The organism is Mesorhizobium sp. P160219 (assembly GCF_057786095.1).
The window spans coordinates 4,099,934-4,123,633 of the sequence record NZ_JBYNWG010000001.1; the positions used below are offsets into that span (position 1 = coordinate 4,099,934).

General features: G+C 62.7%; 24 protein-coding genes. 16 read left to right on the forward strand and 8 right to left on the reverse strand.

Annotated elements, in window-relative coordinates; all coding sequences use genetic code 11:
- Positions 1-123: 123 nt before the first annotated feature.
- The 6 genes from sufB to sufA all read left to right on the forward strand — a co-directional run bounded on the left by sufB (position 124) and on the right by sufA (position 6,009).
- On the forward strand, positions 124-1,641 hold the full coding sequence (gene sufB / locus AC3EMP_RS19765; protein WP_488494658.1) for a Fe-S cluster assembly protein SufB: 1,518 nt from the start codon (positions 124-126) through the stop codon (positions 1,639-1,641).
- A gap of 27 nt (positions 1,642-1,668) precedes the next feature.
- On the forward strand, positions 1,669-2,424 hold the full coding sequence (gene sufC, locus AC3EMP_RS19770; RefSeq protein WP_023711504.1) for a Fe-S cluster assembly ATPase SufC: 756 nt from the start codon (positions 1,669-1,671) through the stop codon (positions 2,422-2,424).
- A 43-nt stretch (positions 2,425-2,467) separates the two neighbouring features.
- A complete protein-coding gene (sufD, locus tag AC3EMP_RS19775) occupies positions 2,468-3,736 on the forward strand; it encodes a Fe-S cluster assembly protein SufD (RefSeq protein ID WP_023825123.1) in 1,269 nt (422 codons plus the stop codon).
- 137 nt (positions 3,737-3,873) lie between these two features.
- Positions 3,874-5,115, forward strand: coding sequence for a cysteine desulfurase (locus tag AC3EMP_RS19780; RefSeq protein WP_023697558.1), 1,242 nt, complete (start codon positions 3,874-3,876; stop codon positions 5,113-5,115).
- A gap of 21 nt (positions 5,116-5,136) precedes the next feature.
- Positions 5,137-5,523 carry an SUF system Fe-S cluster assembly protein gene (locus tag AC3EMP_RS19785; RefSeq protein ID WP_023684865.1) on the forward strand — a complete coding sequence of 129 codons (387 nt, stop codon included), beginning with the start codon at positions 5,137-5,139 and terminating at the stop codon, positions 5,521-5,523.
- A 105-nt stretch (positions 5,524-5,628) separates the two neighbouring features.
- Positions 5,629-6,009, forward strand: coding sequence for a Fe-S cluster assembly scaffold SufA (sufA, locus tag AC3EMP_RS19790; protein WP_013532156.1), 381 nt, complete (start codon positions 5,629-5,631; stop codon positions 6,007-6,009).
- A gap of 149 nt (positions 6,010-6,158) precedes the next feature.
- Here sufA and AC3EMP_RS19795 read toward each other — a convergent pair whose 3' ends face one another.
- Complete coding sequence (locus tag AC3EMP_RS19795) at positions 6,159-6,656, reverse strand: GFA family protein (RefSeq protein ID WP_023697559.1); 498 nt, start codon at positions 6,654-6,656, stop codon at positions 6,159-6,161.
- An 83-nt stretch (positions 6,657-6,739) separates the two neighbouring features.
- On the opposite strand from AC3EMP_RS19795, the gene AC3EMP_RS19800 reads away from it, so the two are divergent.
- The gene (locus AC3EMP_RS19800; RefSeq protein WP_023669120.1) at positions 6,740-7,063 is read left to right on the forward strand and encodes a TfoX/Sxy family protein; all 324 of its coding nucleotides are present in this window, start codon (positions 6,740-6,742) and stop codon (positions 7,061-7,063) included.
- A gap of 203 nt (positions 7,064-7,266) precedes the next feature.
- Here the strand turns inward: AC3EMP_RS19800 and AC3EMP_RS19805 are convergent, their stop codons facing one another.
- Both AC3EMP_RS19805 and AC3EMP_RS19810 read right to left on the reverse strand, forming a co-directional pair.
- Positions 7,267-8,184 (reverse strand): pseudouridine-5'-phosphate glycosidase, encoded by a 918-nt coding sequence (locus AC3EMP_RS19805; protein ID WP_023748562.1) that lies wholly within the window; start codon positions 8,182-8,184, stop codon positions 7,267-7,269.
- Between the two features lie 70 nt (positions 8,185-8,254).
- Positions 8,255-9,199, reverse strand: coding sequence for a carbohydrate kinase family protein (locus AC3EMP_RS19810; RefSeq protein WP_023684867.1), 945 nt, complete (start codon positions 9,197-9,199; stop codon positions 8,255-8,257).
- A gap of 283 nt (positions 9,200-9,482) precedes the next feature.
- On the opposite strand from AC3EMP_RS19810, the gene recA reads away from it, so the two are divergent.
- Together recA and alaS are read left to right on the forward strand one after the other, a co-directional pair.
- On the forward strand, positions 9,483-10,586 hold the full coding sequence (recA, locus tag AC3EMP_RS19815; RefSeq protein WP_488494659.1) for a recombinase RecA: 1,104 nt from the start codon (positions 9,483-9,485) through the stop codon (positions 10,584-10,586).
- Between the two features lie 271 nt (positions 10,587-10,857).
- Entirely contained in the window at positions 10,858-13,524 is a 2,667-nt protein-coding gene (gene alaS, locus AC3EMP_RS19820; RefSeq protein WP_286461055.1) for an alanine--tRNA ligase, read from the forward strand.
- Between the two features lie 99 nt (positions 13,525-13,623).
- Here alaS and AC3EMP_RS19825 read toward each other — a convergent pair whose 3' ends face one another.
- The 3 genes from AC3EMP_RS19825 to AC3EMP_RS19835 are packed head-to-tail and all read right to left on the reverse strand — an operon-like array spanning position 13,624 to position 16,077.
- Positions 13,624-14,226 (reverse strand): demethoxyubiquinone hydroxylase family protein, encoded by a 603-nt coding sequence (locus AC3EMP_RS19825; RefSeq protein ID WP_023684870.1) that lies wholly within the window; start codon positions 14,224-14,226, stop codon positions 13,624-13,626.
- Positions 14,227-14,240: 14 nt separating this feature from the next.
- Complete coding sequence (locus AC3EMP_RS19830) at positions 14,241-14,855, reverse strand: glutathione S-transferase family protein (protein ID WP_023684871.1); 615 nt, start codon at positions 14,853-14,855, stop codon at positions 14,241-14,243.
- A 10-nt stretch (positions 14,856-14,865) separates the two neighbouring features.
- Positions 14,866-16,077, reverse strand: a complete 1,212-nt coding sequence (locus AC3EMP_RS19835; protein WP_023669114.1) for an NADP-dependent isocitrate dehydrogenase — start codon at positions 16,075-16,077, stop codon at positions 14,866-14,868.
- A 217-nt stretch (positions 16,078-16,294) separates the two neighbouring features.
- Between AC3EMP_RS19835 and AC3EMP_RS19840 the strand changes: the two genes are divergently transcribed.
- The 3 genes from AC3EMP_RS19840 (at position 16,295) to murI (ending at position 18,768) form a co-directional block, all read left to right on the forward strand.
- Positions 16,295-17,143: an RNA methyltransferase gene (locus AC3EMP_RS19840; RefSeq protein WP_031239313.1), complete on the forward strand. Its 849-nt coding sequence runs from the start codon at positions 16,295-16,297 to the stop codon at positions 17,141-17,143.
- An 81-nt stretch (positions 17,144-17,224) separates the two neighbouring features.
- Positions 17,225-17,833, forward strand: coding sequence for a DUF805 domain-containing protein (locus AC3EMP_RS19845; protein ID WP_488494660.1), 609 nt, complete (start codon positions 17,225-17,227; stop codon positions 17,831-17,833).
- A gap of 146 nt (positions 17,834-17,979) precedes the next feature.
- A complete protein-coding gene (gene murI, locus AC3EMP_RS19850) occupies positions 17,980-18,768 on the forward strand; it encodes a glutamate racemase (protein ID WP_023684874.1) in 789 nt (262 codons plus the stop codon).
- An 83-nt stretch (positions 18,769-18,851) separates the two neighbouring features.
- Here the strand turns inward: murI and AC3EMP_RS19855 are convergent, their stop codons facing one another.
- The gene (locus tag AC3EMP_RS19855; RefSeq protein ID WP_352712456.1) at positions 18,852-20,234 is read right to left on the reverse strand and encodes an RNB domain-containing ribonuclease; all 1,383 of its coding nucleotides are present in this window, start codon (positions 20,232-20,234) and stop codon (positions 18,852-18,854) included.
- A 162-nt stretch (positions 20,235-20,396) separates the two neighbouring features.
- Here AC3EMP_RS19855 and AC3EMP_RS19860 point away from each other — a divergent pair, with 162 nt between their 5' ends.
- Positions 20,397-20,585, forward strand: a complete 189-nt coding sequence (locus AC3EMP_RS19860; protein WP_023684876.1) for a DUF3008 family protein — start codon at positions 20,397-20,399, stop codon at positions 20,583-20,585.
- An 83-nt stretch (positions 20,586-20,668) separates the two neighbouring features.
- Here the strand turns inward: AC3EMP_RS19860 and AC3EMP_RS19865 are convergent, their stop codons facing one another.
- Complete coding sequence (locus tag AC3EMP_RS19865; RefSeq protein ID WP_023690200.1) at positions 20,669-20,869, reverse strand: hypothetical protein; 201 nt, start codon at positions 20,867-20,869, stop codon at positions 20,669-20,671.
- 386 nt (positions 20,870-21,255) lie between these two features.
- Between AC3EMP_RS19865 and rpsD the strand changes: the two genes are divergently transcribed.
- The 3 genes from rpsD to AC3EMP_RS19880 all read left to right on the forward strand — a co-directional run bounded on the left by rpsD (position 21,256) and on the right by AC3EMP_RS19880 (position 23,684).
- Entirely contained in the window at positions 21,256-21,873 is a 618-nt protein-coding gene (rpsD, locus tag AC3EMP_RS19870) for a 30S ribosomal protein S4 (RefSeq protein WP_023669107.1), read from the forward strand.
- A 106-nt stretch (positions 21,874-21,979) separates the two neighbouring features.
- Positions 21,980-22,867, forward strand: coding sequence for a tRNA 2-thiocytidine(32) synthetase TtcA (ttcA, locus tag AC3EMP_RS19875; protein WP_023669106.1), 888 nt, complete (start codon positions 21,980-21,982; stop codon positions 22,865-22,867).
- A complete protein-coding gene (locus tag AC3EMP_RS19880; protein ID WP_023750763.1) occupies positions 22,857-23,684 on the forward strand; it encodes an inositol monophosphatase family protein in 828 nt (275 codons plus the stop codon). The genes ttcA and AC3EMP_RS19880 overlap by 11 nt, the downstream gene beginning before the upstream one ends.
- Positions 23,685-23,700 lie beyond the last annotated feature (16 nt).

Sequence of the window (23,700 nt, forward strand, 5' to 3'; positions counted from 1 at the left end):
AATTCCCGGCCGAGACGCACTATATGAAACTTACGCCGCCTTCGGCGCCTCATGGGCAGCCCTCGGCGATGCCATAGTTTGAAAACTGTCGGGCCTTGACCCCGGCGTGGATGGAGAACGCTTATGCCTGCTGTGCAGGACACGATCGATCGGGTCCGAAAGATCGACGTCGACCAGTACAAATACGGATTCCAGACAGAGATCGCGATGGACAAGGCCCCCAAGGGCCTGAGCGAAGACATTATTCGCTTTATCTCGGCCAAGAAGGATGAACCGTCCTGGATGCTGGAATGGCGTCTGGAAGCCTATCGGCGCTGGCTGACGCTGGAAGAGCCGACCTGGGCGCGCGTCCATTATCCGAAGATCGATTTTCAGGACCTCTATTACTACGCGGCGCCCAAGAGCACGCCCGGCCCGACCTCGCTGAGCGACGTCGATCCCGAGCTGTTGAAGGTCTACGAGAAGCTCGGCATTCCGCTGCGGGAACAAGAAATCCTCGCCGGCGTGCAGAAAACCGACGTCTCCGATCTCGAGGAGCCCAGCGACAATGTCTACAAATCGGGCCGTGTCGCCGTCGACGCGGTGTTTGATTCCGTTTCCGTTGTCACCACGTTCAAGAAGGAACTGGCGCAGGCCGGCGTCATCTTCTGCTCGATCTCGGAAGCCATCCGCGAGCATCCGGAGCTGGTGCAGAAATATCTCGGCTCGGTCGTGCCGACATCCGACAATTTCTACGCCACGCTGAATTCGGCTGTCTTCACCGACGGCTCGTTCGTCTTCGTGCCCAAGGGCGTGCGCTGCCCGATGGAGCTGTCGACCTATTTCCGCATGAACGAGAAGAACACCGGCCAGTTCGAGCGCACGCTGATCATCGCCGAGGAGGGGGCTTACGTCTCCTATCTCGAAGGCTGCACGGCGCCGCAGCGCGACGAGAACCAGCTGCATGCCGCCGTCGTCGAACTGGTGGCGCTCGACGATGCCGAGATCAAATATTCGACGGTGCAGAACTGGTACCCCGGCGATGCCGAGGGCAAGGGCGGCATCTACAATTTCGTCACCAAGCGCGGCGACTGCCGCGGCCACCGTTCGAAGATCTCGTGGACGCAGGTCGAGACCGGTTCGGCGATCACCTGGAAATATCCCAGCTGCATCCTGCGCGGCGACAATTCCTCCGGCGAGTTCTATTCGATCGCTGTGTCGAACGGCTACCAGCAGGTCGATAGCGGCACCAAGATGATCCATCTCGGCAAGAACACGTCGAGCCGCATCATCTCCAAGGGCATTGCCGCCGGCTTCTCGCAGAACACCTATCGCGGCCAGGTCTCGGCGCACCGCAAGGCGACCAACGCCCGCAACTTCACCAATTGCGATAGTCTCCTGATCGGCGACCAGTGCGGCGCGCACACCGTGCCCTACATGGAAGCCAAGAACTCGACGGCGCAGTTCGAGCATGAAGCGACGACGTCAAAGATTTCCGAGGACCAGAAGTTCTACGTCATGCAGCGCGGCATCCCGGAAGAGGAGGCGATCGCGCTGATCGTCAACGGCTTCGTCAAGGATGTCATCCAGCAGCTGCCGATGGAGTTCGCGGTCGAAGCGCAGAAGCTTATCGGCATCAGCCTCGAGGGCTCGGTCGGCTGACCGGACAATATATCCAGGAAAGAAAAAATGCTTGAGATCAAGAACCTGCATGCCCGCATCGTCGATGACGGCACCGAGATCATCCGCGGCCTGAACCTGACGGTGAAAAACGGCGAGGTCGCTGCCATCATGGGTCCGAACGGCTCGGGCAAATCGACGCTGTCCTACATCCTCGCCGGCCGTGAGGACTATGAGGTCACCGAAGGCGACATCCTCTATAACGGCCAGTCGATCCTCGAAATGGATCCGGCCGAGCGCGCCACCGCGGGCATCTTCCTCGCCTTCCAGTATCCGATGGAGATACCTGGCGTCGCGACCATGGAATTCCTGAAAGTGGCGATGAACGAGCAGCGCAAGGCGCGCGGCGAGGAGCCGCTGAAGATCCCGGAATTTTTGAAGCGGGTGAAAGAGGCGGCAGCCTCGCTCTCGATGGAGATGGCGATGCTCAAGCGGCCGCTCAATGTCGGCTTTTCCGGCGGCGAGAAGAAGCGGGCCGAGATCCTGCAGATGAAGCTGCTGGAGCCAAAGCTCTGCGTGCTCGACGAGACCGATTCCGGCCTCGACATCGATGCGCTGAAGATCGTCTCGGACGGCGTCAACGCGCTGCGTTCGGCCGACCGTGCCATCATCGTCATCACCCACTACCAGCGCCTGCTCGAGCACATCGTGCCCGATAGCGTGCACGTCCTATACAAGGGCCAGGTGATCAAGTCCGGCGACAAGTCGCTGGCGCTCGATCTCGAAGCCAATGGCTATGCCGGCGTGATCGGCGAAGCCGCGTGAGACGCCAGAAGGCCATTTTATGCTGAAAGGCGGGGCAAAACTGATGAATATGCATACACAACCCCAGCGCACGCAGGCCGAAACGGCGCTGATCGACGCCTTTGGCGAGCGTCTGTCGTTGCTGCCGGGTGACGGCGCGGTGATGCTGAAGCGCGACGACGCCATTGAGGCAATCAAGCACGGGCTGCCGACGCGGCGCATCGAATCCTGGCATTACACTGACCTGCGCCGGCTGTTGACTGCGGTGCCGGCGTTCGATCCGACGGCCGCCGCCAAGGGGCTGGCGCCCATCGTCGAAGGCTCCGCCGTGCTGGCGGTTCTGAACGGCGTCTCCGGCGCGAAATTCCCCGCGATCGAAGGCGTGACCATCCAGCGCCTGTCGGAAAAGCTGACTGACGGCTCGATCGCACCGGGCCTCGATCCCTATGGCAGCGATGACGCCATCGGTGCGCTGAACACCGCCTTTGTCGCTGACGGCTATTTCGTCGACATTGCGGATGGCACAGCACTGGAAAAGCCGATCGAATTGCAGAATTTGCAGGCCGGTGGCCAGGTGCATGTGCGCTTTCCCGTGCGTGTCGGCGCCGGCGCCAAAGCTGCTCTCGTCGAGCGTCAGGCCGGCGAGGGCGCGGCACTGGGCAGCTCGGTCAGCCAGCTCGTTCTGGGCGAGGGTGCGGACGTTACCTGGCTGATCGTGCAGGAGCAGCCGGAAACGGCCACGCATCTTGCCCAGTTCAAGGCGCATCTCGGCAAGAATTCGAAGCTGACGCTGTTTTTCATGAATGCCGGCGGCAAGCTTGTGCGCCAGGAGATCGTGGTGAAGACCACGGGCGAAGGCTCCGACTTCAAACTGCGCGGCATCAACCTGCTCGCCGGCGACACCCACACCGACGTGACCATGGTGCTCGACCATGCCGTGCCGCATACGACGTCGACGGAAGTGATCCGCAATGTCGTGACCGGCAAGGCGCGCGGCGTCTTCCAGGGCCGCATCAACGTCCACCAATACGCGCAAAAAACCAACGCCAAGATGGCCTGCAACACGCTGCTTTTGTCGGACGATGGCGAGTTCTCGACCAAGCCTGAGCTGGAGATCTTCGCCGACGACGTCATCTGCGGCCATGGCGCGACCGTTACCGAGATCGACCACAACCATCTGTTCTACCTGATGGCGCGCGGCATCGACGAGAAGAGCGCCCGCGGCTTGCTGGTGAAGGCGTTCGTGGCCGAAGTAATCGAGGAACTGGACGACGAAACCATCGTCGAGGCCCTGGAAACAAGGCTGGACGACTGGTTCGTGGCGCACGGGTAAGCGCCTCTTTCCCTTCTCCCCTTGTGGGGTCCGAAGGACGGGCGAGGCAAGTGACTCGCCCCGGGCGGTGGCCGAGCGAAGCTCGGTCGGATGAGGGGTGCGTGACGAAGTGAGGCGGTGCCTCAAGAGAGCTTGTAATGGACCAGAAGATCGAAACAACCCCATACGACGTCGAGGCGATCCGCCGCGACTTCCCGATCCTGTCGCGCGAAGTCTACGGCAAACCGCTGGTCTATCTCGACAATGGCGCCTCGGCGCAGAAGCCGCAGGTGGTGCTGGATACGATCCAGCACGCCTATTCCCAGGAATACGCCAACGTCCATCGCGGCCTGCATTTCCTGTCCAATGCCGCAACCGACGCCTATGAGAAGGCGCGCGAGACGGTGCGCCGTTTCCTCAATGCGCCAAGCACCGACAACATCGTCTTCACCTCCAACACGACAGCCGCCATCAACACCGTGGCTTACGGCTATGGCATGCCCAATATCGGCGCGGGCGACGAGATCGTGCTGTCGATCATGGAGCACCACTCCAACATCGTGCCGTGGCATTTCATCCGGGAACGGCAGGGCGCCAAGCTGGTCTGGGTGCCGGTCGACGATCTCGGCATCTTCCACATCGAGGAATTCGAAAAGCGCCTGACCGACAAGACCAGGCTCGTCGCCATCACGCATATGTCGAACGCGCTGGGCACGGTGACGCCGATCAAGGAAATCGTGCGCATCGCGCATTCGCGTGGCATTCCCGTACTTGTCGATGGCAGCCAGAGCGCCGTGCACATGCCGATCGACGTCCAGGACCTCGACTGCGATTTCTTCGTCTTCACCGGTCACAAGGTTTACGGGCCGTCCGGCATCGGCGTGCTTTACGGCAAGAAGGATATTCTCTCGGCCATGCGCCCTTTCATGGGCGGCGGCGAGATGATCGAGGAAGTGACGGAAGACGTCGTCACCTACAACGAGCCGCCGCACCGCTTCGAGGCCGGCACGCCGCCGATCGTCCAGGCGATCGGGCTGGGTACAGCATTGGAATACATGGAAAAGATCGGCCGCGAGCGCATCGCCGCGCACGAGGCCGACCTCAAGACCTACGCGCACGAGCGGCTGCGCGCCATCAACTCGCTGCGCATCTTCGGCGACGCGCCGGACAAGGGCGCCATCATTTCCTTCGAATTGCAGGGCATTCATGCCCATGACGTGTCGATGGTGATAGACAGGCAAGGTGTTGCCGTCCGCGCGGGCACCCATTGCGCCCAGCCGCTGTTGAAACGCTTTGGCGTAACCTCCACATGCAGGGCATCGTTCGGCATGTATAATACCAGGGCCGAAGTCGACGCTTTGGCCGATGCGCTGGAAAAAGCGCGCAAGTTCTTCGGGTGACAGGTTCTTTGGATGACGACCATGGATGATGCGAGCCACACCACCGCGCCGGAAGCGGCCGTCAATCCGGTGGTTTCCGCCTCGGCAATTCCCGCCGACGAGCTGGCGCGGCTGACCGACGACATCGTCTCGGCGCTGAAGACGGTCTATGACCCGGAAATACCGGCCGACATCTATGAGCTCGGCCTCATCTACAAGATCGACATCGAGGACAACCGCGCGGTCAAGATCGACATGACGCTGACCGCGCCCGGCTGTCCGGTGGCCGGCGAAATGCCCGGCTGGGTGGAAAACGCCGTCGGCGCCGTCGAAGGCGTCTCCGGCGTCGAGGTCAACATGACCTTCGACCCGCCCTGGTCGCCCGACCGCATGTCGGAAGAGGCGCAGGTGGCGGTGGGCTGGTACTAGGTTGACTGAGGTTGGTGCACTTGCACCAGTGGTAAAACTTCACCATTTTAGGTGAGGAATCATTCGGCAGGCCTTGAACCTGCATGGAATGGAAGAGGAAAAAGAATGGGACGCTTCGCCGTCATCACGATGACCGAAAAGGCCGCCGACCGGGTGCGCGAGATCGTCGCCACGCGCGACAATGCGCATGGCATTCGCCTCGGCATCAAGAAGGGCGGCTGCGCCGGCATGGAATACACGGTCGACCTGGTGACCGAGCCCAATACCAAGGACGACCATATCGAACGCGACGGCGCGCATGTCTATGTCGCGCCCGAGGCTGCCCTTTTCCTGTTCGGCACCGAGATGGATTTCGAGCAGACGACGCTGCGCACCGGCTTCACCTTCCACAACCCGAACCAGAGTTCGGCCTGCGGCTGCGGCGAATCCGTCGAACTGAAGCCCGCCGACCTGAAGGCGCTGGCCGAGGCGCGCGCTTCGGCCTGATCTTCCTTCTCCCCGTTCACGGGGAGGTGAGGAATGGTCCGCGCAGCGGGCGAAAAGCCAATTGCTTGGCTTTTCGAATGACGAACGGCCCGAAGGGCCGGATGAGGGGCAGCGCTGACCATCGGAAGTCGCGCTCCGCGCCTCCCTGCTTACTTCACCCACATCTTCGTCCGCTTGTGCCAGTCGGCGATCGATTCCTCGGGATAGACGTCGAAGACCTTGTCCTTTTTGCCGATCACCGGCTCGACCCAACTCGCCTTGTATTTCAACATCAGATGCACCTTCTCCGGCGGTTTCGGCAACTCGCTGTCGATTGCCGAGGCGAAGGGGTGGACCAGGTCCGGCCATGTCGGATCGTAGAGCCAGAGCGCCGAACCGCACTTCTTGCAGAAATTGCGCTCGCCCGTCGAAATCTCGCACTTTGGATGCTCGTCGTCCGCGATCTCGGCCTGGTAGACGCCGAGATTGCGCTTGCCCTTGATTTTCAGCGTCTTGTAATCGGCGCCGAGATTGATGGCGAAGCCGCCGCCGCCCTGCTGCTTGCGGCAGATCGAGCAGTAGCACAGCATGAACGGCACCGGCGTGTTGCTCTCCACCTCGAAATGGACGGCATCGCAGCGGCAGGATCCCTTGAGCAGCAGCGGCATGACAGAACTCCGACGGATGGCTCTCAACTTGCCAGCATGGTTTTTGGTTGCAGCCATGGCAAGCCCGGTGACATGATTGCGGCATGGACAATGAACGCATCGAAGAACTGTTCGAAGGCCTCGGCCCGGTCAGTATCCGAAAACTGTTCGGCGGCAAGGGTATCTATTTCGACGGCGTCATCGTCGCCATCGTGCTGCGCGGCGAATTGCTGCTCAAGGCTGACGAGCAAAGCGCGCCCGACTTCGAAGCCGCCGGCTGCAAGCAATGGACCTATACCGGCACCCGCCACGGCAAGCTGGTCGCGATGCCGTACTGGAGCATTCCCGACGACGCGTTTGATGATCCTGACGAGATGAGGGTGTGGGCGCGCCGGGCGTATGAGGCGGGACGAAGGGCGGGGAAGTGAACCGGGACCGCCGCGTTTCTTCCCACCCCCCTCTGTCCTGCCGGACATCTCCCCCGCAAGGGGGGAGATCAGTTGTCACATTGGCCTTCGCTAATCACCAACGTTGAAAATGGGAGCCTGCGGCTAAGCTGTTAATCTCCCTCCTTGCGGGGGAGATGGCCGGCAGGCCAGAGGGGGGTGCTGTCCCGCCGACGTAGGCGATCCTACAGCGCCGTCGCAATCCTCGCCGCCAGCCGCGCATTGTTCTCGACCAGCGCGATGTTGGTCTTCAAGCTCCGGCCGCCGGTCAGTTCGAGGATTTTGCCCAGCAGGAACGGCGTCACCGCCTTACCGGTCACATTCTGCACTTCCGCCGCCTTCTGCGCGGCCTCGATATAGCCGGCCATCTCGTCGGCCGGGATTTCATCGTCCTGCGGCACCGGGTTGGCGATCAGCATGCCGCCGACCAGGCCAAGTGCCGCCCTGGTCTTGTAGAAATGCGCGATCTCTTCCGGTCTGTGCAGGGTCAGCGGCGCGCGGAACGGCGAATGCCGCGACCAGAAGGCCGGCATCGTCTCGCAGCCATGGCCAATCACCGGCACGCCGCGCGTCTCCAGCACTTCCAGCGTCTTTTCGATGTCGAGAATCGCCTTGGCGCCGGCCGAGACGACGATGACCGGCGTGCGCGCCAACTCGTCGAGATCGGCCGAGATGTCGAAGCTCTTTTCCGCGCCCTTGTGGACGCCGCCAATGCCGCCGGTGGCGAACACCTTTATCCCGACCATGTCAGCGGCGATCATGGTGGCGGCGACCGTGGTGCCGCCGGTGCGGCCTTGCGCCACCGCAAAGCCGAGATCGGCGCGCGACAGCTTCATGGCGTCGCCGGTCATCGCCAGCGACTCGCGCTCGCCGTCGGAAAGCCCGATCTTGATGCGGCCGGCGACCACGGCGATCGTCGCTGGCACCGCGCCATTGTCCAGGATTATCTTTTCGACATTGGCGGCCATGGCGCCATTGTCGGGGTAAGGCATGCCATGGGTGATGATGGTGCTTTCCAGCGCCACGACGGGGCGGCCAGCGGCGAGCGCCTCGGCCACGGGCGCGTGGAGGTCGATGAAGGGGCGGGCGCTTTGCGGTGTCATGATGGTCTCCGATCCGGAGATCCGCGCGTCCGCTTGGACGTCGCGCTCCGGCAATGGCAATTGGCCGCCCTCATGCCATTTCCTGCGCGTCGGGCACAAGAGCCAGTGCCTCGGTGAAGGTCGCAATCGTGAAGGCCGGAACCGCGTCGGCGCTTTCAATGGCCAGCGTGGCGGCGGCAACGCCCTCGCGCAATGCCTGGCGCAGGGGCAGGCCGCGCAGCAGGGCAGCGATGGTGGCGCCGGCCAGCGCGTCGCCGGCGCCGGTGACGTCGGCGACTTTTCTCGGCGCCGGCGGCAGGATAGAGAAGGCGCCGGCTTCGTCGAATCCCAGCACCGGGCCGTCGCCCGCCGTCACCACGCCACTGGTGAGGCCGCTGCAGCGCAGTCCGTCGACGGTCTCGCGCTCGGTGGCATTGGCATCGACGCCGGCCAGCACCATGGCCTCGCGCCGGTTCATGAAGACCTGCGCGAGTTCCTTCAGCACCGGTATCAGCCGCACCACCTTGGCCGGCGAAATGGCGATGGCGAACACCGGCTTGCCGGCGGCGAGCCCCACCAGCCGCTCCAGCGCCGTTGATGGCAGATTGGCGTCGCAGAGCACCGCATCGGCCTCGGCGACCACCTCGCGCACCTTGGAGCGGCGGATCTGCTTGGGGAACGCCAAATCGTAGAGCGCCATATCGGCAAAGCCGGTGATCAGCTCGCCGTCGCGATCGATCAGCGCCGTGTAGCTCGGCGTGGTGCGGTCGAGGAACACCGCCGACAGATCGGCAATGCCGGCCTCAGTGATGGCGCGCGCAACCGTCTCGGCCGAGGCATCGCCGCCGCGCACCGACAAAAGCGAGGCCGAGACGCCGCGCCGCACGAGGCTGCGCAGCGCGTTGAAGACGCCGCCGCCGACATCCTCGCGCATCGTGCCGGGGTTGGACGCCGCCGGCACGTAAGCACCGGACACCTGACCGCGCCGGTCGATATGGGCGCCGCCCACCGCCAGTATTTTTGCTGATTTCACCATGTAGGCGATATGACCTTTGTTATTCGAACCAGACAAGCGCTAGGCTGTGCGACGGAGCTTCGCAAGCAAGCCAGCGATTCGGGCGGAGCCAAACCGCCGGAGCGCCTGGCCCAATGGTGGATACATCCGGAAACGAAACCATGAGACAAAAAAAGAACAAATCCGGATAAAGATTGCTTTTCAGATATTTGACCCCTCTTGCCAAACGAGAACAAAAAAGGTACAAATAGGGCAGGGATTACGGATTGTCCGGCCTTCATTGACGACCAAGGGGTGATGTATCATGGCTCAGAATACTTTGCGGCTTGTAGAGGACAAAGCGGTGGACAAATCAAAGGCTCTGGACGCGGCGCTGTCGCAAATCGAGCGCGCCTTCGGCAAGGGCTCGATCATGCGGCTGGGCGCCAACGAGCAGGTCGTCGAGATTGAAACCGTGCCGACCGGATCGCTTGGCCTCGACATCGCGCTTGGCGTCGGTGGCCTGCCGCGCGGCCGCATTGTCGAGATCTACGGGCCGGAAAGCTCAGGCAAGACGACACTGGCGCTGCACACAGTTGCCGAAGCCCAGAAGAAGGGCGGTATCTGCGCCTTCGTCGATGCCGAGCATGCGCTCGACCCGGTCTATGCCCGCAAGCTCGGCGTCGATCTGGAAAACCTCTTGATCTCGCAGCCGGACACCGGCGAGCAGGCACTGGAAATCTGCGACACGCTGGTGCGTTCCGGCGCCATCGACGTTCTGGTGGTCAATTCGGTGGCCGCCCTGACGCCGCGCGCTGAAATCGAGGGCGAGATGGGCGATTCGCTGCCCGGTCTCCAGGCTCGTCTGATGAGCCAGGCGCTGCGCAAGCTGACCGCCTCGATCTCGCGCTCCAACACCATGGTCATCTTCATCAACCAGATCCGCATGAAGATCGGCGTCATGTTCGGTTCGCCGGAAACCACGACCGGCGGCAACGCGCTGAAATTCTACGCTTCGGTGCGCCTCGACATCCGCCGCATCGGCTCGGTCAAGGACCGCGACGAGGTCGTCGGCAACCAGACCCGGGTCAAGGTGGTCAAGAACAAGCTGGCGCCGCCCTTCAAGGTGGTCGAGTTCGACATCATGTATGGCGAGGGCGTCTCCAAGACCGGCGAACTGGTCGATCTCGGCGTCAAGGCCGGCGTGGTCGAGAAGTCCGGCGCCTGGTTCTCCTACAATTCGCAGCGTCTCGGCCAAGGTCGCGAAAACGCCAAACTGTTCCTGCGCGACAATCCCGACACGGCGCGTGAGATCGAACTTGCGCTGCGGCAGAATGCCGGGCTGATCGCCGAGAAATTTCTTGAAAATGGTGGCCCCGAGCGCGGCGAAAGCGACGACGGCTTCGAGGAAGAATCCGGCGCCATGTAGGGCACGGCCAGAGTTCGGCCATAAATCCAGTCTATTATCCGATGCTTAAGTAACCGAGTTCTTTAGTATTGCGTTTCAAACCGCCGGCCTTCGCGCCGGCGGTTTTCGTTTTTGGGCAGCGTGAAGCCGGCTTGGCAGTTGCCGGATTGGCCCAATTCCGTGTTTCTGGACAGGGTGGGGCGTGCCCGCTAAAAGGCCAAGTCAATCTTCTAAAAAGCAGAGACCAGTGTCCGCCGGCCGTGCCGGCGGTTTTCGCGAAAAGGCAGCACTCATGAGTGGCGTGAACGAGATCCGGTCGACATTCCTCGACTATTTCCGCAAGGAGGGCCACGAGGTCGTGGCCTCGAGCCCGCTGGTGCCGCGCAACGACCCGACGCTGATGTTCACCAATGCCGGCATGGTGCAGTTCAAGAACGTCTTCACCGGCCTGGAGAAGCGGTCCTATTCGCGCGCCACCACTGCGCAGAAAAGCGTGCGCGCCGGCGGCAAGCACAACGACCTCGACAATGTCGGCTACACCGCGCGCCATCTGACCTTCTTCGAAATGCTCGGCAATTTCTCCTTCGGCGACTATTTCAAGGAGCGCGCCATCGAACTGGCCTGGAACCTGATCACCAAGGAGTTCGGGCTGAACAAGGACAAGCTGCTGGTCACCGTCTATCACACCGATGACGAGGCGGCCGGCTTCTGGAAGAAGATCGCCGGTTTCTCCGATGACCGCATCATCCGCATCCCGACCTCCGACAATTTCTGGGCTATGGGCGACACCGGACCGTGCGGGCCGTGCTCGGAAATCTTCATCGACCGTGGCGAGCACATCTGGGGCGGCCCTCCCGGCAGCCCGGAGGAGGATGGCGACCGCTTCCTTGAATTCTGGAACCTGGTGTTCATGCAATATGAGCAGGTCACCAAGGATGAGCGCATCGACCTGCCGCGGCCGTCGATCGACACCGGCATGGGCCTGGAGCGCATGGCCTCCATCCTGCAAGGGGTGGAGAGCGTCTTCGAGACCGACCTGTTCCGTCATCTGATCGATGCGGCCTCGTCAGCGCTCGGGCAGGGCCCGGACAAGGAGACGGTCGCCTCCTTCCGCGTCATTGCCGATCATCTGCGCTCGTCCTCCTTCCTGGTTGCCGACGGCGTGCTGCCGTCGAACGAAGGCCGCGGCTATGTGCTGCGCCGCATCATGCGCCGCGCCATGCGCCATGCGCAGTTGCTCGGCGCCAAGGAGCCGTTGATGTGGAAGCTGGTGCCGGCGCTAGTGCGTGAGATGGGCCAGGCCTATCCCGAACTGCTGCGCGGCGAACAGCTGATTACCGAGACGCTGAAGCTCGAGGAGACCAGGTTCCGCAAGACGCTGGTGCGCGGCCTCGGCCTGCTCTCGGAGGCGACAGATACGCTGCACGCCGGCGATATGCTGGATGGCGAGACGGCGTTCAAGCTCTATGACACGTACGGCTTCCCGCTCGATCTGACGCAGGACGCACTGCGCCAGCGCAACATCTCGGTCGACCTTGCCGGCTTCACCCATGCGATGGAGCAGCAGAAGGCCGAAGCGCGCAAGCATTGGGCTGGCTCCGGCGACGCGGCCACCGAGACCATCTGGTTTTCTGTACGCGAGAAGGCCGGCGCCACCGAATTCCTCGGCTACGAGACCGAACAGGCGGAAGGCCTCATCCAGGCCCTGGTCAAGGACGGCAAGACAGTCGATAGCGCCGGCAAGGGCGACGCGGTGGCGGTGGTCGTCAACCAGACGCCGTTCTATGGCGAGTCGGGCGGCCAGATGGGCGACACCGGCATCATCTCCGGCGAAGGTTTCTCGATCGAGGTTTCCGACACGCAGAAAAAGGCCGACGGCCTGTTCGTGCATCTGGGCAAGGTGACGAACGGCACGGTCAAGCCAGGTGCAGCCGTCGAGCTGAAGGTTGACCATGCGCGCCGCACCCGGCTGCGTGCCAACCATTCGGCAACGCATCTGATCCATGAGGCGCTGCGCGAGGTGCTGGGCACCCATGTCGCGCAGAAAGGTTCGCTGGTCGCGCCCGAGCGCCTGCGCTTCGACATCTCGCACAACAAGCCGATCTCGGCCGAAGATCTCGAAGAGGTCGAGCGCATGGCCAACGAAATCGTCGTCCAGAACAGCCCGGTGACGACGCGCCTGATGTCGGTCGATGACGCCATTGCCGAGGGCGCCATGGCGCTGTTCGGCGAGAAATATGGTGACGAGGTGCGTGTCGTCTCGATGGGCACCGGCGTGCATGGCGCCAAGGCCAATAGACCCTATTCCGTCGAACTTTGTGGCGGCACCCATGTCCGGGCGACCGGCGATATCGGCCTGGTCCGTGTCGTCTCCGACAGCGCGGTCGCCGCCGGCGTGCGCCGCATCGAGGCGCTGACCGGCGAAGCCGCGCGCAAACATCTCGATGAGCAGGACAGGCGCCTGAAGGCAACTGCGGCCGTGCTGAAGATCTCGCCGGCCGACGTGCCGGCGCGTGTCGAGACGCTGCTCGAGGAGCGCAAGAAGCTCGAGAAGGAGCTGAGCGAAGCGCGCAAGAAACTCGCGCTGGGCGGTGGTGCCGCGGCCGATGCTCCGGCCACCACCGAAACCGTCGCCGGTATCGGCTTCCTCGGCAAAGCGGTTTCCGGCGTGTCGCCGAAGGATTTGAAGCCGCTGGCCGATGCCGGCAAGACATCGCTCGGCTCCGGCGTCGTCGTCTTCGTCGGTGCGGGCGAAGACAACAAGGCAAGCGTCGTGGTCGCCGTGACGGACGATCTCGTCGGCCGCTTCAGCGCTGTCGATCTGGTGCGCGTTGCCTCGGCCGCATTGGGCGGGCAGGGCGGCGGCGGACGGCCCGACATGGCGCAAGCCGGCGGTCCGGACGCCTCGAAGGCCAATGATGCGATCGCCGCGGTGAGGGCGGCGCTGGAGGCAGCCTGAAAGCCACCCTATGTCGTATCTGGTTCGTGTGCGGCTTTCCGGCCTTCGCCGCCGTGCTTGCCATTCTGTGGCTGATAGTGGCAAGCCGGCAATCAGCTCTTAGACGGTCCGTCTAGCTAGTCTAGTTCTTTTCGCCGCCTTCAGGGCGCGCGTCATTCTGCTGGAATCGCCCCAGGTGGACAGCCAGATCAGCACGTCCGTGGCGATCGAAATCAGCGACCGTAAAAAGTTCAGCGCCGGGCCGGGCGATTTCAGCTGCTCTTCGGCGTGATGGAGATGGGCGAGCTCTTCCTCGCGGATCGCCAGGATGATGCCTTGCAAGTCGTGGTCGCGATTGGCGAGGAAAAACAGCTGATCGTCCAGATGGCGATGCACCGCCGCTTCAACCGCCGCCGTGCAGGCCCAGATGCCTTGCGGACCGAGCAGGGCGGTGACAGAACCCAGCAGCCAGCCACCCCAGCTCCAGAATTGCATCACCCGGCACGGTCGCGCCTTCCGCGCCGGCATGGCGGCACGGAAGGCGGCGCAATGCGTGCGCTCGTGCCCGAGCATCTCCGACAAGGATGGCACGCAATCCGGCCAGAAGCGCCTGGCGACAAGAATCTGCGCCGAATAGATCCTGATCGCACCGAACTCACCGGCGTGGTTGACCCTGACAATTCTGGCGATGGTGAGCGCGTCCTGGCGAGATGGGTCAGCCATGGCCCGAACCCATATCAGCCCGCCGCCAGGCTCGGACGTTTTGCGATGCCGTCCCACCAGGCCTGGATGTCGGCGAACGCCGCAAGCAGCTTTTGCCCGTCGGCGACCTTGACGAAATAGGCGATGATGGATGCCGCATGCAGGTCGGCCAGCGTCAGCTGGTCGCCGAGCAGCCACGGCCCGGGAGGCTTGAGTGCGGTGAGCACCCGCAGCACCGTTTCCGCCTGGCGCAGCCCGTTGGCGACCAGTGCCTCGTCTGGCGCTTCCTTCTCAAGCCGCTCGACGGCGACGTCCCAGACCATCGATCTGTAGGCATAGGCGTCGAGCATGCCGATGATCTGGTTCATCGTTGCGCGGGTGCGGGCGTCTTTTGGCTGCAGTGCCGGGCCGTCGAACGCCTCGTCGACATAGCGGGCGATTGCGCTGGTTTCGAACAGGCGAAACCCGTCATGCTCGACGGCCGGAATGCGGCCGAAAGGGTGATGCTCGAAGTACCAGGCGGGAGTGCCCTCGGCGGCAAAGACATCGACCGGCACAAGGTCGTAGTCGATGCCTTTTTCCGCCAGCACGAGGCGGACGATGCGCACATAGACGCTGTAGTCCGCCCCGTAGACGACCGGCTTGGCCATGGCTGCCGGCTTACGCCATCGCCTTCTGCAAATTCTCGTCGATCTTGTCGAGGAAGCCGGTGGTCGACAGCCATGGTTGGTCGGGACCGATCAAGAGCGACAGGTCCTTGGTCATGAAGCCGCTCTCAACCGTCTGGATGCAGACCTTCTCCAGCGTGTCGGCAAATCGCTTCAACTCGGCATTATCGTCGAGCTTGGCGCGGTGGGCGAGGCCGCGCGTCCAGGCGAAGATCGAGGCGATCGAATTGGTCGAGGTTTCCTCGCCCTTCTGGTGCTGGCGATAGTGGCGCGTCACGGTGCCGTGCGCGGCCTCCGCTTCCACCGTCTTGCCATCCGGCGTCATCAGCACGGAGGTCATCAGGCCAAGCGAGCCAAAACCTTGCGCCACCGTGTCGGACTGGACGTCGCCGTCATAATTCTTGCAGGCCCAGACGTAGCCGCCAGACCATTTCAGGGCGGAGGCCACCATGTCGTCGATCAGCCGGTGCTCGTACCACAGCTTCTTCGCCTTGAACTCGGCCTCGAATTCAGCCTCGTAGACCTCCTGGAAAATGTCCTTGAAGCGGCCATCATAGGCTTTGAGGATGGTGTTCTTGGTCGAGAGATAAACCGGATAATTGCGCAGCAGGCCGTAATTCAGCGAGGCGCGGGCGAATTCGCGGATGGAGTCGTCGAGATTGTACATCGCCATGGCAACACCGGCGCCGGGTGCGTCGTACACGTCGTGCTCGATCACCTTGCCGTCCTCGCCGACGAACTTGATGGTCAGCTTGCCCTTGCCGGGGAAGCGGAAGTCGGTGGCGCGATACTGGTCGCCGAAGGCATGACGGCCGACGATGATCGGCTTGGTCCATCCCGGCACGAGACGCGGCACGTTCTTCATGATGATCGGTTCGCGGAAAATGGTACCGCCGAGAATGTTACGGATGGTGCCGTTGGGCGACTTCCACATCTTCTTCAGCTTGAATTCCTCGACGCGCTGCTCGTCGGGCGTGATCGTCGCGCATTTCACACCGACGCCCCATTTCTTGATGGCATTGGCCGAATCGATGGTCACCTGGTCGTTGGTGGCGTCGCGGTGCTCGACGCCGAGGTCGTAATATTCGAGCTTCAGGTCGAGATAAGGGTGAATCAGCTTGTCCTTGATGAACTGCCAGATGATGCGGGTCATCTCGTCGCCGTCGAGCTCGACGACCGGGTTCGCCACCTTGATCTTCGCCATGAAAAGAATGCCTCGCTTTTGGGGAACTAAACGGCCTTGCCCGCATGGCTTCGGCCGGGGATGCGGAGCGTATATCAAAGCCTATTTGGCCGCGCAAACGCCGATCCGTGCAGAATGGGTCGTCTGTGCCGCGACCGGTGTTTTGCAAAAGCTTCATTTTGCCGAGCGGATGTGGCAGGGAACGCTGAAATGCCGCAAACAGCAGTTCATTGAGATCATGTCCGCCGTCGATCATCCTGAAAACGCATCCGCCGCCGGGCCGGCGATCATCCTGGTCGAGCCGCAGCTCGGCGAGAATATCGGCATGGTTGCGCGCGCCATGGCCAATTTCGGCCTTGCCGAACTGAGACTGGTCAACCCGCGTGACGGCTGGCCGAGCGAGAAGGCGCGCGCCGCCGCCAGCCGCGCCGACCATGTCATCGATTCCGTAACAGTGTTCGGCGATCTGGCGTCCGCCGTCGCCGACCTCAACTTCGTCTTCGCCACCACGGCGCGGGAGCGCGACGGCTTCAAACCCGTGCGTGGTCCGGTCGAGGCGGGCAGGGCGCTGAGGGCGCGTCAGATGGCCGGCCTGCGCACCGGCATCTTGTTCGGCCGCGAGCGTTTTGGGCTCTACAATGACGAGGTCGGGCTGGCCGACGAGATCGTCACCTTTCCGGTCGATCCCGGCTTTTCGTCGCTCAACATCGCCCAGGCCGTGCTGTTGATGTCCTATGAATGGATGAAATCCGGCCTGGAGGACGAGACGGCGACTAATTTCTCCAGTCCTGAAATGAAGCCGGCGAGCAAGGAAGAGTTGCACGGCCTGTTTGCCTATCTCGAAGGCGCGCTCGAAGCGCGCGGTTATTTCCGCCCGGCGCCCAAGAAACCCAAGATGGTCGACAATCTGCGCGCCGTCTTGACGCGCGCCGGTTTCGCCGAGCCGGAACTGAAAGTGCTGCGCGGCATCATCTCGTCGCTCGACCGGTTTTCGCCGGCCATGCCGCGCGGTGACGGCTCGCCGGGAGACGATCCAAGGCGTTTGCCGGCCGCTGCGCGAAAACCCCAGGCAGATAAAGAAGATTAGAAATCGCTAAGCTTCGAACGGCTGAAGTAACCGAATTTTATTTGCTTATCATCCATTGTTGTCAAAACGGTGGGGTGGCAGATGTTCACGTCCAAAATCGGCCGTATGCGCTTCTTCTTCTATTCCCTCGGCGTAGCCCTGCTCGAGGCCGTTCTTGCCGTGCTGTGCATCGTTGGCACGATCGGCTTTGAGGGGCTGGTCAACTCGGCGCCCGGTCCATCGCGGCAAGGGATGGCAAGCGCGGTTCTGATCGTTTCCCTCCTGGCTGTGGTCATGCGTGCCAACATCGCCTGGCGACGCAGCCGCGACGCCAACGGCAAAGCCTGGATCCTGTGGTCCTACATCGTGTTCTGCGCCATCTACGCCTTTCTGCAGGCAGGCACGCTGCTGGTCATCGATTTCAACAATCCGGAAAGCACGTCCAGCGGTTTGAACCTGCTTGCGCTGTCGATCTTTGGCCTTTGGTGCACGATTCTGGTGGCTAAGCCGGTGGCGGGCATCAATATCGACGAACTGACATCGGTTTTCGATTTCGATGGCGATACGCCCATGCCTGCGGCATCCAGCCGGATGGCCAGCAGCGCGGCACAGTCTTCTATGCGCAACGCCACACCGGCCACGCGCTCGGTGCCGTCCGCCCAGCCTCTGGGCCGTCCGCGGCCCGCCGGCTTCGGCAAGCGCGGGCTCTAGAGCAGCCGAGGCAAGGTCGTCTTCGCCGGCTTTGCGTGGAAGTTGCTAACATTCGCCACTTCAAGACCATGATGGTTGCAGATAGAACGGCATTGGCCAATGACCGCCAAGCCTTCTGATCCAGCCTCTTTCATGGTCCGATATCAATGAGCCACCGTCCGATACTGATGTTCGATTCCGGCGTTGGCGGATTGACCGTGCTGCGCGAAGCGCGCGTGCTGATGCCCGACCGGCGCTTCGTCTACGTCGCCGATGACAAGGCCTTTCCCTACGGCGCCTGGGAAGAGCCGGCGCTGCAGGCCCATATAGTCGAGCTCTTCGCCAAGCTGCTCGACCGTTTTGATCCGGAAATTTCGGTCGTCGCCTGCAATACCGCTTCGACGCTGGTGATCGATGCGTTGCGGGAAAAATTCCCTGGCCATCCCTTTGTCGGCACGGTGCCGGCAATCAAGCCGGCTGCCGAGCGCACCCGGTCCGGGCTGGTCTCGGTGCTGGCGACGCCGGGCACGGTGAAGCGCCAGTACACGCGCGACCTGATCGGCAAATGGGCGCAGAAATGCCATGTCCGGCTGGTCGGCAGCAACAATCTGGCCGGACTGGCCGAGGCCTACATGCGCGAGGGCTTTGTCGACGAGGAGGCCGTGCGTGCCGAGATCGCACCGTGTTTCGTCCAGCATGACGATTTGCGCACGGACATCGTCGTGCTCGCCTGCACGCACTATCCGTTCCTGGCCAATCGCATGCGCAAGACCGCGCCCTGGCCGGTCGACTGGATCGACCCGGCCGAGGCGATTGCGCGGCGTGCTCTGTCGCTGCTTCCGGCTGTCGACGGGCCATTGCCGCAAAGCGAGCCCGACATCGCCGTCTTTACCTCGGGAAAGGCGGATTTCGCCATCAGCCGGCTGATGCAGGGTTTTGGATTGAGCGCGCGCTAATGCATGTCGCCCAAAAGTGCGCAGCGGTTTTGGGACAACGACATGCAAAAAACAAAAAAACCAAAGCGCGTCGCCGACGCGCTTTAGACAGGTTCGAAGACAATGACGCGCCGATCCGGATCGGCCGAAACAAGCCTTAGCGTCAGGCCATCGCCCTGCCTGAACCCTGAGGCCTTCACATTCGCAACGACAGGCATGTCCGAGAGCTGAACGCGCGCACGCTGATCACCGACGTCGGTGACGACGGCCTTGAATGTTTCACCCACGCGCCCCCTCAGCATCACCGCCTCGGCAAGGTCGATGGCCGCGTGGTTGATCTGCGAGGCGCGGGCGCCTGCGCGGCCCATCACCTTTGGCAGTCCGGAAAACGCCTCGGTAACGGCTTGCGGCACCGGCTGGCCGTTGACGATGGCCAGCACGCAGCGCACGACATAGCGATCGGCCAGCCGCCTCAGGGGTGCGGTGGCGTGGGCATAGGTCGCGGCCATCGCCTCGTGCCAGGGGACAACGCCTTCTTCATAGGGTTGGTAGGACGCACCGGAGCCGGCGCGGCGGATTTCCAGCATCAGCGCTGCCTGTTGCATGTTGGTCGGATCGAGGGTTCGCTGATAGTCGGACAGGCTGGTCGAAGGAGGCCAGGACAGGCCTAAGGCCCGTGCCGCGCTGCGCAGTCTTTGTACTTTGGAAGCATCGGGCGGCGCCATCACCCGGAACAAGCCGGTCCGGTGTGCCAGCATGGCGTCGGCAATCGCCATGTTGGCGGCCAGCGAAAGTGCTGCGTTGTCTTGCTCGGATTGCAGCAGCGGTCTGAACGCAAGCTGGAATGTGCCATCGGCAAGCTGTTCCACCTCCTGCTCGGGCGGGTCGACGCGCGAAGCGCCGCGACGGTCTTCGGCCGCCGCCATGCGCCGCGCGATTTCGGCGAAGCCGACTGGGACGTCGGCGGCCTGCACGCTGTCATAGCCGAGCTTGGCGCGGCTTTGAATGATTGCCCGCTCCGCGCCATCCAGCCTTACCGCTCCGTCCTCGGCAATCCGGACCGTGAAGATGACAGCCGGACGCGGAGCGCCGGGCAGCAAGCTCGCGGCGCCCTCGGCAATGACCCGGGGATAGAGCCCGGCCTTGCCGTCCGGCAAATACAGGGTTTCGCCCCGCGCCCAGGCTTCGCGATCCACCGCGTCGCCGTCCGCGACGAACCAGGCTACGTCGGCAATCGCATAGTGCAACAGAAGGTCGCTACCGCTCGCTTCGATCGAAAACGCTTGGTCAAGATCGGTGGAAGCCGCGGGATCGAGCGTCACGAAAGGCATCGCCGTGCGGTCGGCATGCTGGTCGGGCACGCGCCTGGCCGCCGTCTGTGCCATGGCCATTACATCAGGGGGAAATGCCTCCGGCACATGGAACTCGGTGCGGATTTTCGCGAGGCCGGTGGCGAGTGCCTGCGAGGGATCGTTCAACGATTTCATGGCGCCGTCCTACACCGGCGTTGCGGGCACGGGAAGGTGGTTTTGCCGGCAGTGCCGGCCGACCATGGGCAGGCATGAGCGCGGAACGGAAGTTGACCGCCAGCGCTGGAACCGTCGCCGGAGCGCAACGTTTCTTCCTCTGGCAGCAAAGGAGGAGCCGATATGCCTGCAACCTCAAAAGCACAGCAAAAGGCCGCTGGCGCAGCCCTGTCGGCCAAGCGCGGCGAGACCAGGAAGAGCGAACTTCAAGGCGCGTCGAAGTCGATGTACAATTCGATGAGCGAAAAACAGCTCGAGGAATTCGCAGAGACCAAGCGCAAAGGCCTGCCGGAGAAGAAATCGGCAGACTGAAACCTTGAACCGAGTCGATAAACAAAGCCCGTGGCCGAAACCACGGGCTTCTTCGGTTCAGGCCAAGCCCGAAACCCCTGACGTCACCAGCAGCGCTTCACCTTGTAGCGGATGACCTTCTTGTGGCCATGCCGCCAGATGACCTTCTTCTTCACCACGACATGGCAGGTCTGACGATGCTTGTGGCCCTGCCAATGCTTGGCCATCGCTGGCTCGGGCACGGCGATCGACATCGTCCCGGCCAGGACGGCTGCACCGACCAACGAGAGGAAAAACTTCTTCATGCGACTTCGGGCTCCTTTGGCTCCAGTCCCTTCCTAAATGCCGTCGGCGCAACAACCTCCCGCCGCATCCGGCACGGCACTCAACGCCAAAGACGTGATATGGTTGCCGGGCCCAGCGCCAGCGACGCGCTTGACTCTGCTCAAATCTCCGTTTAACGAGCGCACCAACACCGGGCCGCAATGCCCGGTTGTTTCTTTTGCATGGCAAGCCCGGGAAAGCAGGTTTATCGTTTCCTGGGTTTTGTCTAGACTGACGTGTCCCGTGGGTTTTCCGCCGCGTTGCGTGGGAAAACCCTGTCAGGCCTCGAAAACGGAGGCCAGAGGAGGGCGCGTTTCCTTCACCCGGACCATGAGGCTCCGGGTGGTTTGTTTTGAAAGGGAATGCGATGAGCAAGCGCGAATCCGCGAAGTACAAGATCGACCGCCGTCTCGGCGAAAACATCTGGGGCCGCCCGAAGTCCCCGGTCAACAAGCGTGAATACGGCCCCGGCCAGCACGGCCAGCGCCGCAAGGGCAAGCTTTCCGATTTCGGCCTGCAGCTGCGCGCCAAGCAGAAGCTGAAGGGTCACTATGGTGATGTCTCCGAAAAGCAGTTCCGCAAGGTCTATGAAGAGGCTGATCGCCGCAAGGGCGACACCTCCGAGAACCTGATCGGCCTGCTCGAGTCGCGTCTCGACGCGGTCGTCTACCGCTCCAAGTTCGTGCCCACCATTTTCGCGGCTCGCCAGTTCGTCAACCACGGCCACGTCAACGTCAACGGCAAGCGCGTCAACATCGGCTCGTACCGTTGCAAGCCGGGCGACGTCGTCGAAGTGCGCGAAAAGTCGAAGCAGCTGGTCATCGTGCTGGAAGCGGTCGGCCTCGCCGAGCGCGACGTGCCGGACTATATCGAAGTCGATCACAACAAGATGGTCGCGACCTTCTCGCGCATCCCCGGCCTGGCCGACGTTCCGTTCGCCGTGCAGATGGAGCCGAACCTGGTCGTCGAATTCTATTCGCGCTAAGCGATCGCTTTCTGCGATACCGGAAAGGGCCGCCCGTCGAGGCGGCCTTTTCTTTGTCGGCCATGTCCGCTAATCCGGCACTCTCGGCTATGGAAAGCGACAAGCCATGAACATGCTGGCAGACATCGAAACAGTTGAACCGATTGCTGAAGGCGGCTTCCATCCGCTGTTTGCCGACGTGCCGTCATCGGTCGAGTTCAACAAACTGCGTAAGCGGCTGTTGCGGTTGACCCGTCAGGCGGTCGAGGATTTCGCCATGGCGAGGCCCGGCGACCGCTGGCTGGTGGCCTTGTCCGGCGGCAAGGATTCCTACGGGCTGCTGGCCGTGCTGCTCGATCTCAAATGGCGCGGGCTGCTGCCGGTCGAGCTGCTGGCCTGCAATCTCGACCAGGGTCAGCCGAATTTCCCGAAGCACATTTTGCCCGATTACCTCGATGCGCATGGCATCGCCCATCGCATCGAGTATCAGGACACCTATTCGGTGGTCACCGACAAGCTGCCTCAGGGCAGCACCTATTGCTCGCTGTGCTCGCGGCTGCGGCGCGGCCATCTCTATCGCATCGCGCGCGAGGAGGGCTGTTCGGCGCTGGTGCTCGGCCACCACCGCGAGGACATTCTCGAAACCTTCTTCATGAATCTATTCCATGGCGGCCGCCTTGCCGCCATGCCGCCAAAGCTGCTCAATGACGACGGCGACGTCATGGTGCTGCGGCCGCTGAGCTACTGCGCCGAGGTCGATCTGGAAAAATTCGCGGCCGCTATGAAATTCCCGATCATTCCCTGCGATCTCTGCGGCAGCCAGGAAGGCCTGCAGCGCAACGCCATGAAGGCGATGCTGGACGATATGGAAAAGCGCATGCCGGGCCGCAAGGATACGATGCTGCGCGCGCTGTCCAACACCAGGCCGTCGCATCTGCTCGACAGAAAGCTGTTCGACTTTGCCGCCCTCAATGGCAGCCTCAGCACAGGACAAGACATTTCCGATGATATTTGACGACCAAGCGATCGACTGGCTGGCCGAGCTTCTCGCCGATGCAGCCAGGGCCGAAATCATGCCACGCTTTCGCCGGCTGGGCGAGGGCGACATCAGGCAGAAGACCTCGGCCGCCGATCTGGTGACCGAGGCCGACATCAACGCCGAGCGGCTGATCACGGCCAGGCTGCGCGAGCGCTATCCCACGGCGATGATCGTCGGCGAGGAAGCCTGTTCCGACAATCCGGCCCTGCTCGAGGGGCTCGGCGATGCCGACTTCGCCTTCGTCGTCGACCCGGTCGATGGCACCTTCAACTTCGCCTCCGGCGTGCCGCTGTTCGGCGTCATGCTGAGCGTCGTCGTCAAGGGCGAGACCGTCGCCGGTATCATCCATGACCCCGTAGGCCGGGACTGGCTGATCGGCGCCAAAGGCGCCGGCAGCCATATCCGCCATGCGCATGGCACGCTGGAGACGGTGCACGTCGCGGATGCCGTGCCGATCTCACAGATGACCGGCTCCGTCTCCTGGCAATATCTGGCGGAACCGCAACGCTCGCTCCTGGCGCGCAACCAGACCAAGACCCTGTCGCAGTTCGGCTATCGCTGCGCGGCACATGAATACCGTCTTCTGGCCAGTGGCCATGCCCATTTCGTCGTCTACAACAAACTGATGCCATGGGACCATCTGGTCGGTGTGCTGATCCACGCCGAGGCCGGCGGCTACACCGCGCGGATCGACGGCAGCGCCTATCTGCCCTCGCATATCGACGGCGGCATTCTTGTCGCCCCGGACAAGGAAAGCTGGCAGGAGTTGCGCAGGGAACTCTGGGCGCAATAATCGGCCCAACTGCTGG

Excerpts from the sequence above, each read along its gene's own strand:
- sufB (WP_488494658.1), top strand. The coding sequence starts at position 124 with ATGCCTGCTGTGCAGGACACGATCGATCGGGTCCGAAAGATCGACGTC.
- sufC (WP_023711504.1), top strand. The coding sequence starts at position 1,669 with ATGCTTGAGATCAAGAACCTGCATGCCCGCATCGTCGATGACGGCACC.
- sufD (WP_023825123.1), top strand. The coding sequence starts at position 2,468 with ATGAATATGCATACACAACCCCAGCGCACGCAGGCCGAAACGGCGCTG.
- AC3EMP_RS19780 (WP_023697558.1), top strand. The coding sequence starts at position 3,874 with ATGGACCAGAAGATCGAAACAACCCCATACGACGTCGAGGCGATCCGC.
- AC3EMP_RS19785 (WP_023684865.1), top strand. The coding sequence starts at position 5,137 with ATGGATGATGCGAGCCACACCACCGCGCCGGAAGCGGCCGTCAATCCG.
- sufA (WP_013532156.1), top strand. The coding sequence starts at position 5,629 with ATGGGACGCTTCGCCGTCATCACGATGACCGAAAAGGCCGCCGACCGG.
- AC3EMP_RS19795 (WP_023697559.1), bottom strand. The coding sequence starts at position 6,656 with ATGCCGCTGCTGCTCAAGGGATCCTGCCGCTGCGATGCCGTCCATTTC.
- AC3EMP_RS19800 (WP_023669120.1), top strand. The coding sequence starts at position 6,740 with ATGGACAATGAACGCATCGAAGAACTGTTCGAAGGCCTCGGCCCGGTC.
- AC3EMP_RS19805 (WP_023748562.1), bottom strand. The coding sequence starts at position 8,184 with ATGACACCGCAAAGCGCCCGCCCCTTCATCGACCTCCACGCGCCCGTG.
- AC3EMP_RS19810 (WP_023684867.1), bottom strand. The coding sequence starts at position 9,199 with ATGGTGAAATCAGCAAAAATACTGGCGGTGGGCGGCGCCCATATCGAC.
- recA (WP_488494659.1), top strand. The coding sequence starts at position 9,483 with ATGGCTCAGAATACTTTGCGGCTTGTAGAGGACAAAGCGGTGGACAAA.
- alaS (WP_286461055.1), top strand. The coding sequence starts at position 10,858 with ATGAGTGGCGTGAACGAGATCCGGTCGACATTCCTCGACTATTTCCGC.
- AC3EMP_RS19825 (WP_023684870.1), bottom strand. The coding sequence starts at position 14,226 with ATGGCTGACCCATCTCGCCAGGACGCGCTCACCATCGCCAGAATTGTC.
- AC3EMP_RS19830 (WP_023684871.1), bottom strand. The coding sequence starts at position 14,855 with ATGGCCAAGCCGGTCGTCTACGGGGCGGACTACAGCGTCTATGTGCGC.
- AC3EMP_RS19835 (WP_023669114.1), bottom strand. The coding sequence starts at position 16,077 with ATGGCGAAGATCAAGGTGGCGAACCCGGTCGTCGAGCTCGACGGCGAC.
- AC3EMP_RS19840 (WP_031239313.1), top strand. The coding sequence starts at position 16,295 with ATGTCCGCCGTCGATCATCCTGAAAACGCATCCGCCGCCGGGCCGGCG.
- AC3EMP_RS19845 (WP_488494660.1), top strand. The coding sequence starts at position 17,225 with ATGTTCACGTCCAAAATCGGCCGTATGCGCTTCTTCTTCTATTCCCTC.
- murI (WP_023684874.1), top strand. The coding sequence starts at position 17,980 with ATGAGCCACCGTCCGATACTGATGTTCGATTCCGGCGTTGGCGGATTG.
- AC3EMP_RS19855 (WP_352712456.1), bottom strand. The coding sequence starts at position 20,234 with ATGAAATCGTTGAACGATCCCTCGCAGGCACTCGCCACCGGCCTCGCG.
- AC3EMP_RS19860 (WP_023684876.1), top strand. The coding sequence starts at position 20,397 with ATGCCTGCAACCTCAAAAGCACAGCAAAAGGCCGCTGGCGCAGCCCTG.
- AC3EMP_RS19865 (WP_023690200.1), bottom strand. The coding sequence starts at position 20,869 with ATGAAGAAGTTTTTCCTCTCGTTGGTCGGTGCAGCCGTCCTGGCCGGG.
- rpsD (WP_023669107.1), top strand. The coding sequence starts at position 21,256 with ATGAGCAAGCGCGAATCCGCGAAGTACAAGATCGACCGCCGTCTCGGC.
- ttcA (WP_023669106.1), top strand. The coding sequence starts at position 21,980 with ATGAACATGCTGGCAGACATCGAAACAGTTGAACCGATTGCTGAAGGC.
- AC3EMP_RS19880 (WP_023750763.1), top strand. The coding sequence starts at position 22,857 with ATGATATTTGACGACCAAGCGATCGACTGGCTGGCCGAGCTTCTCGCC.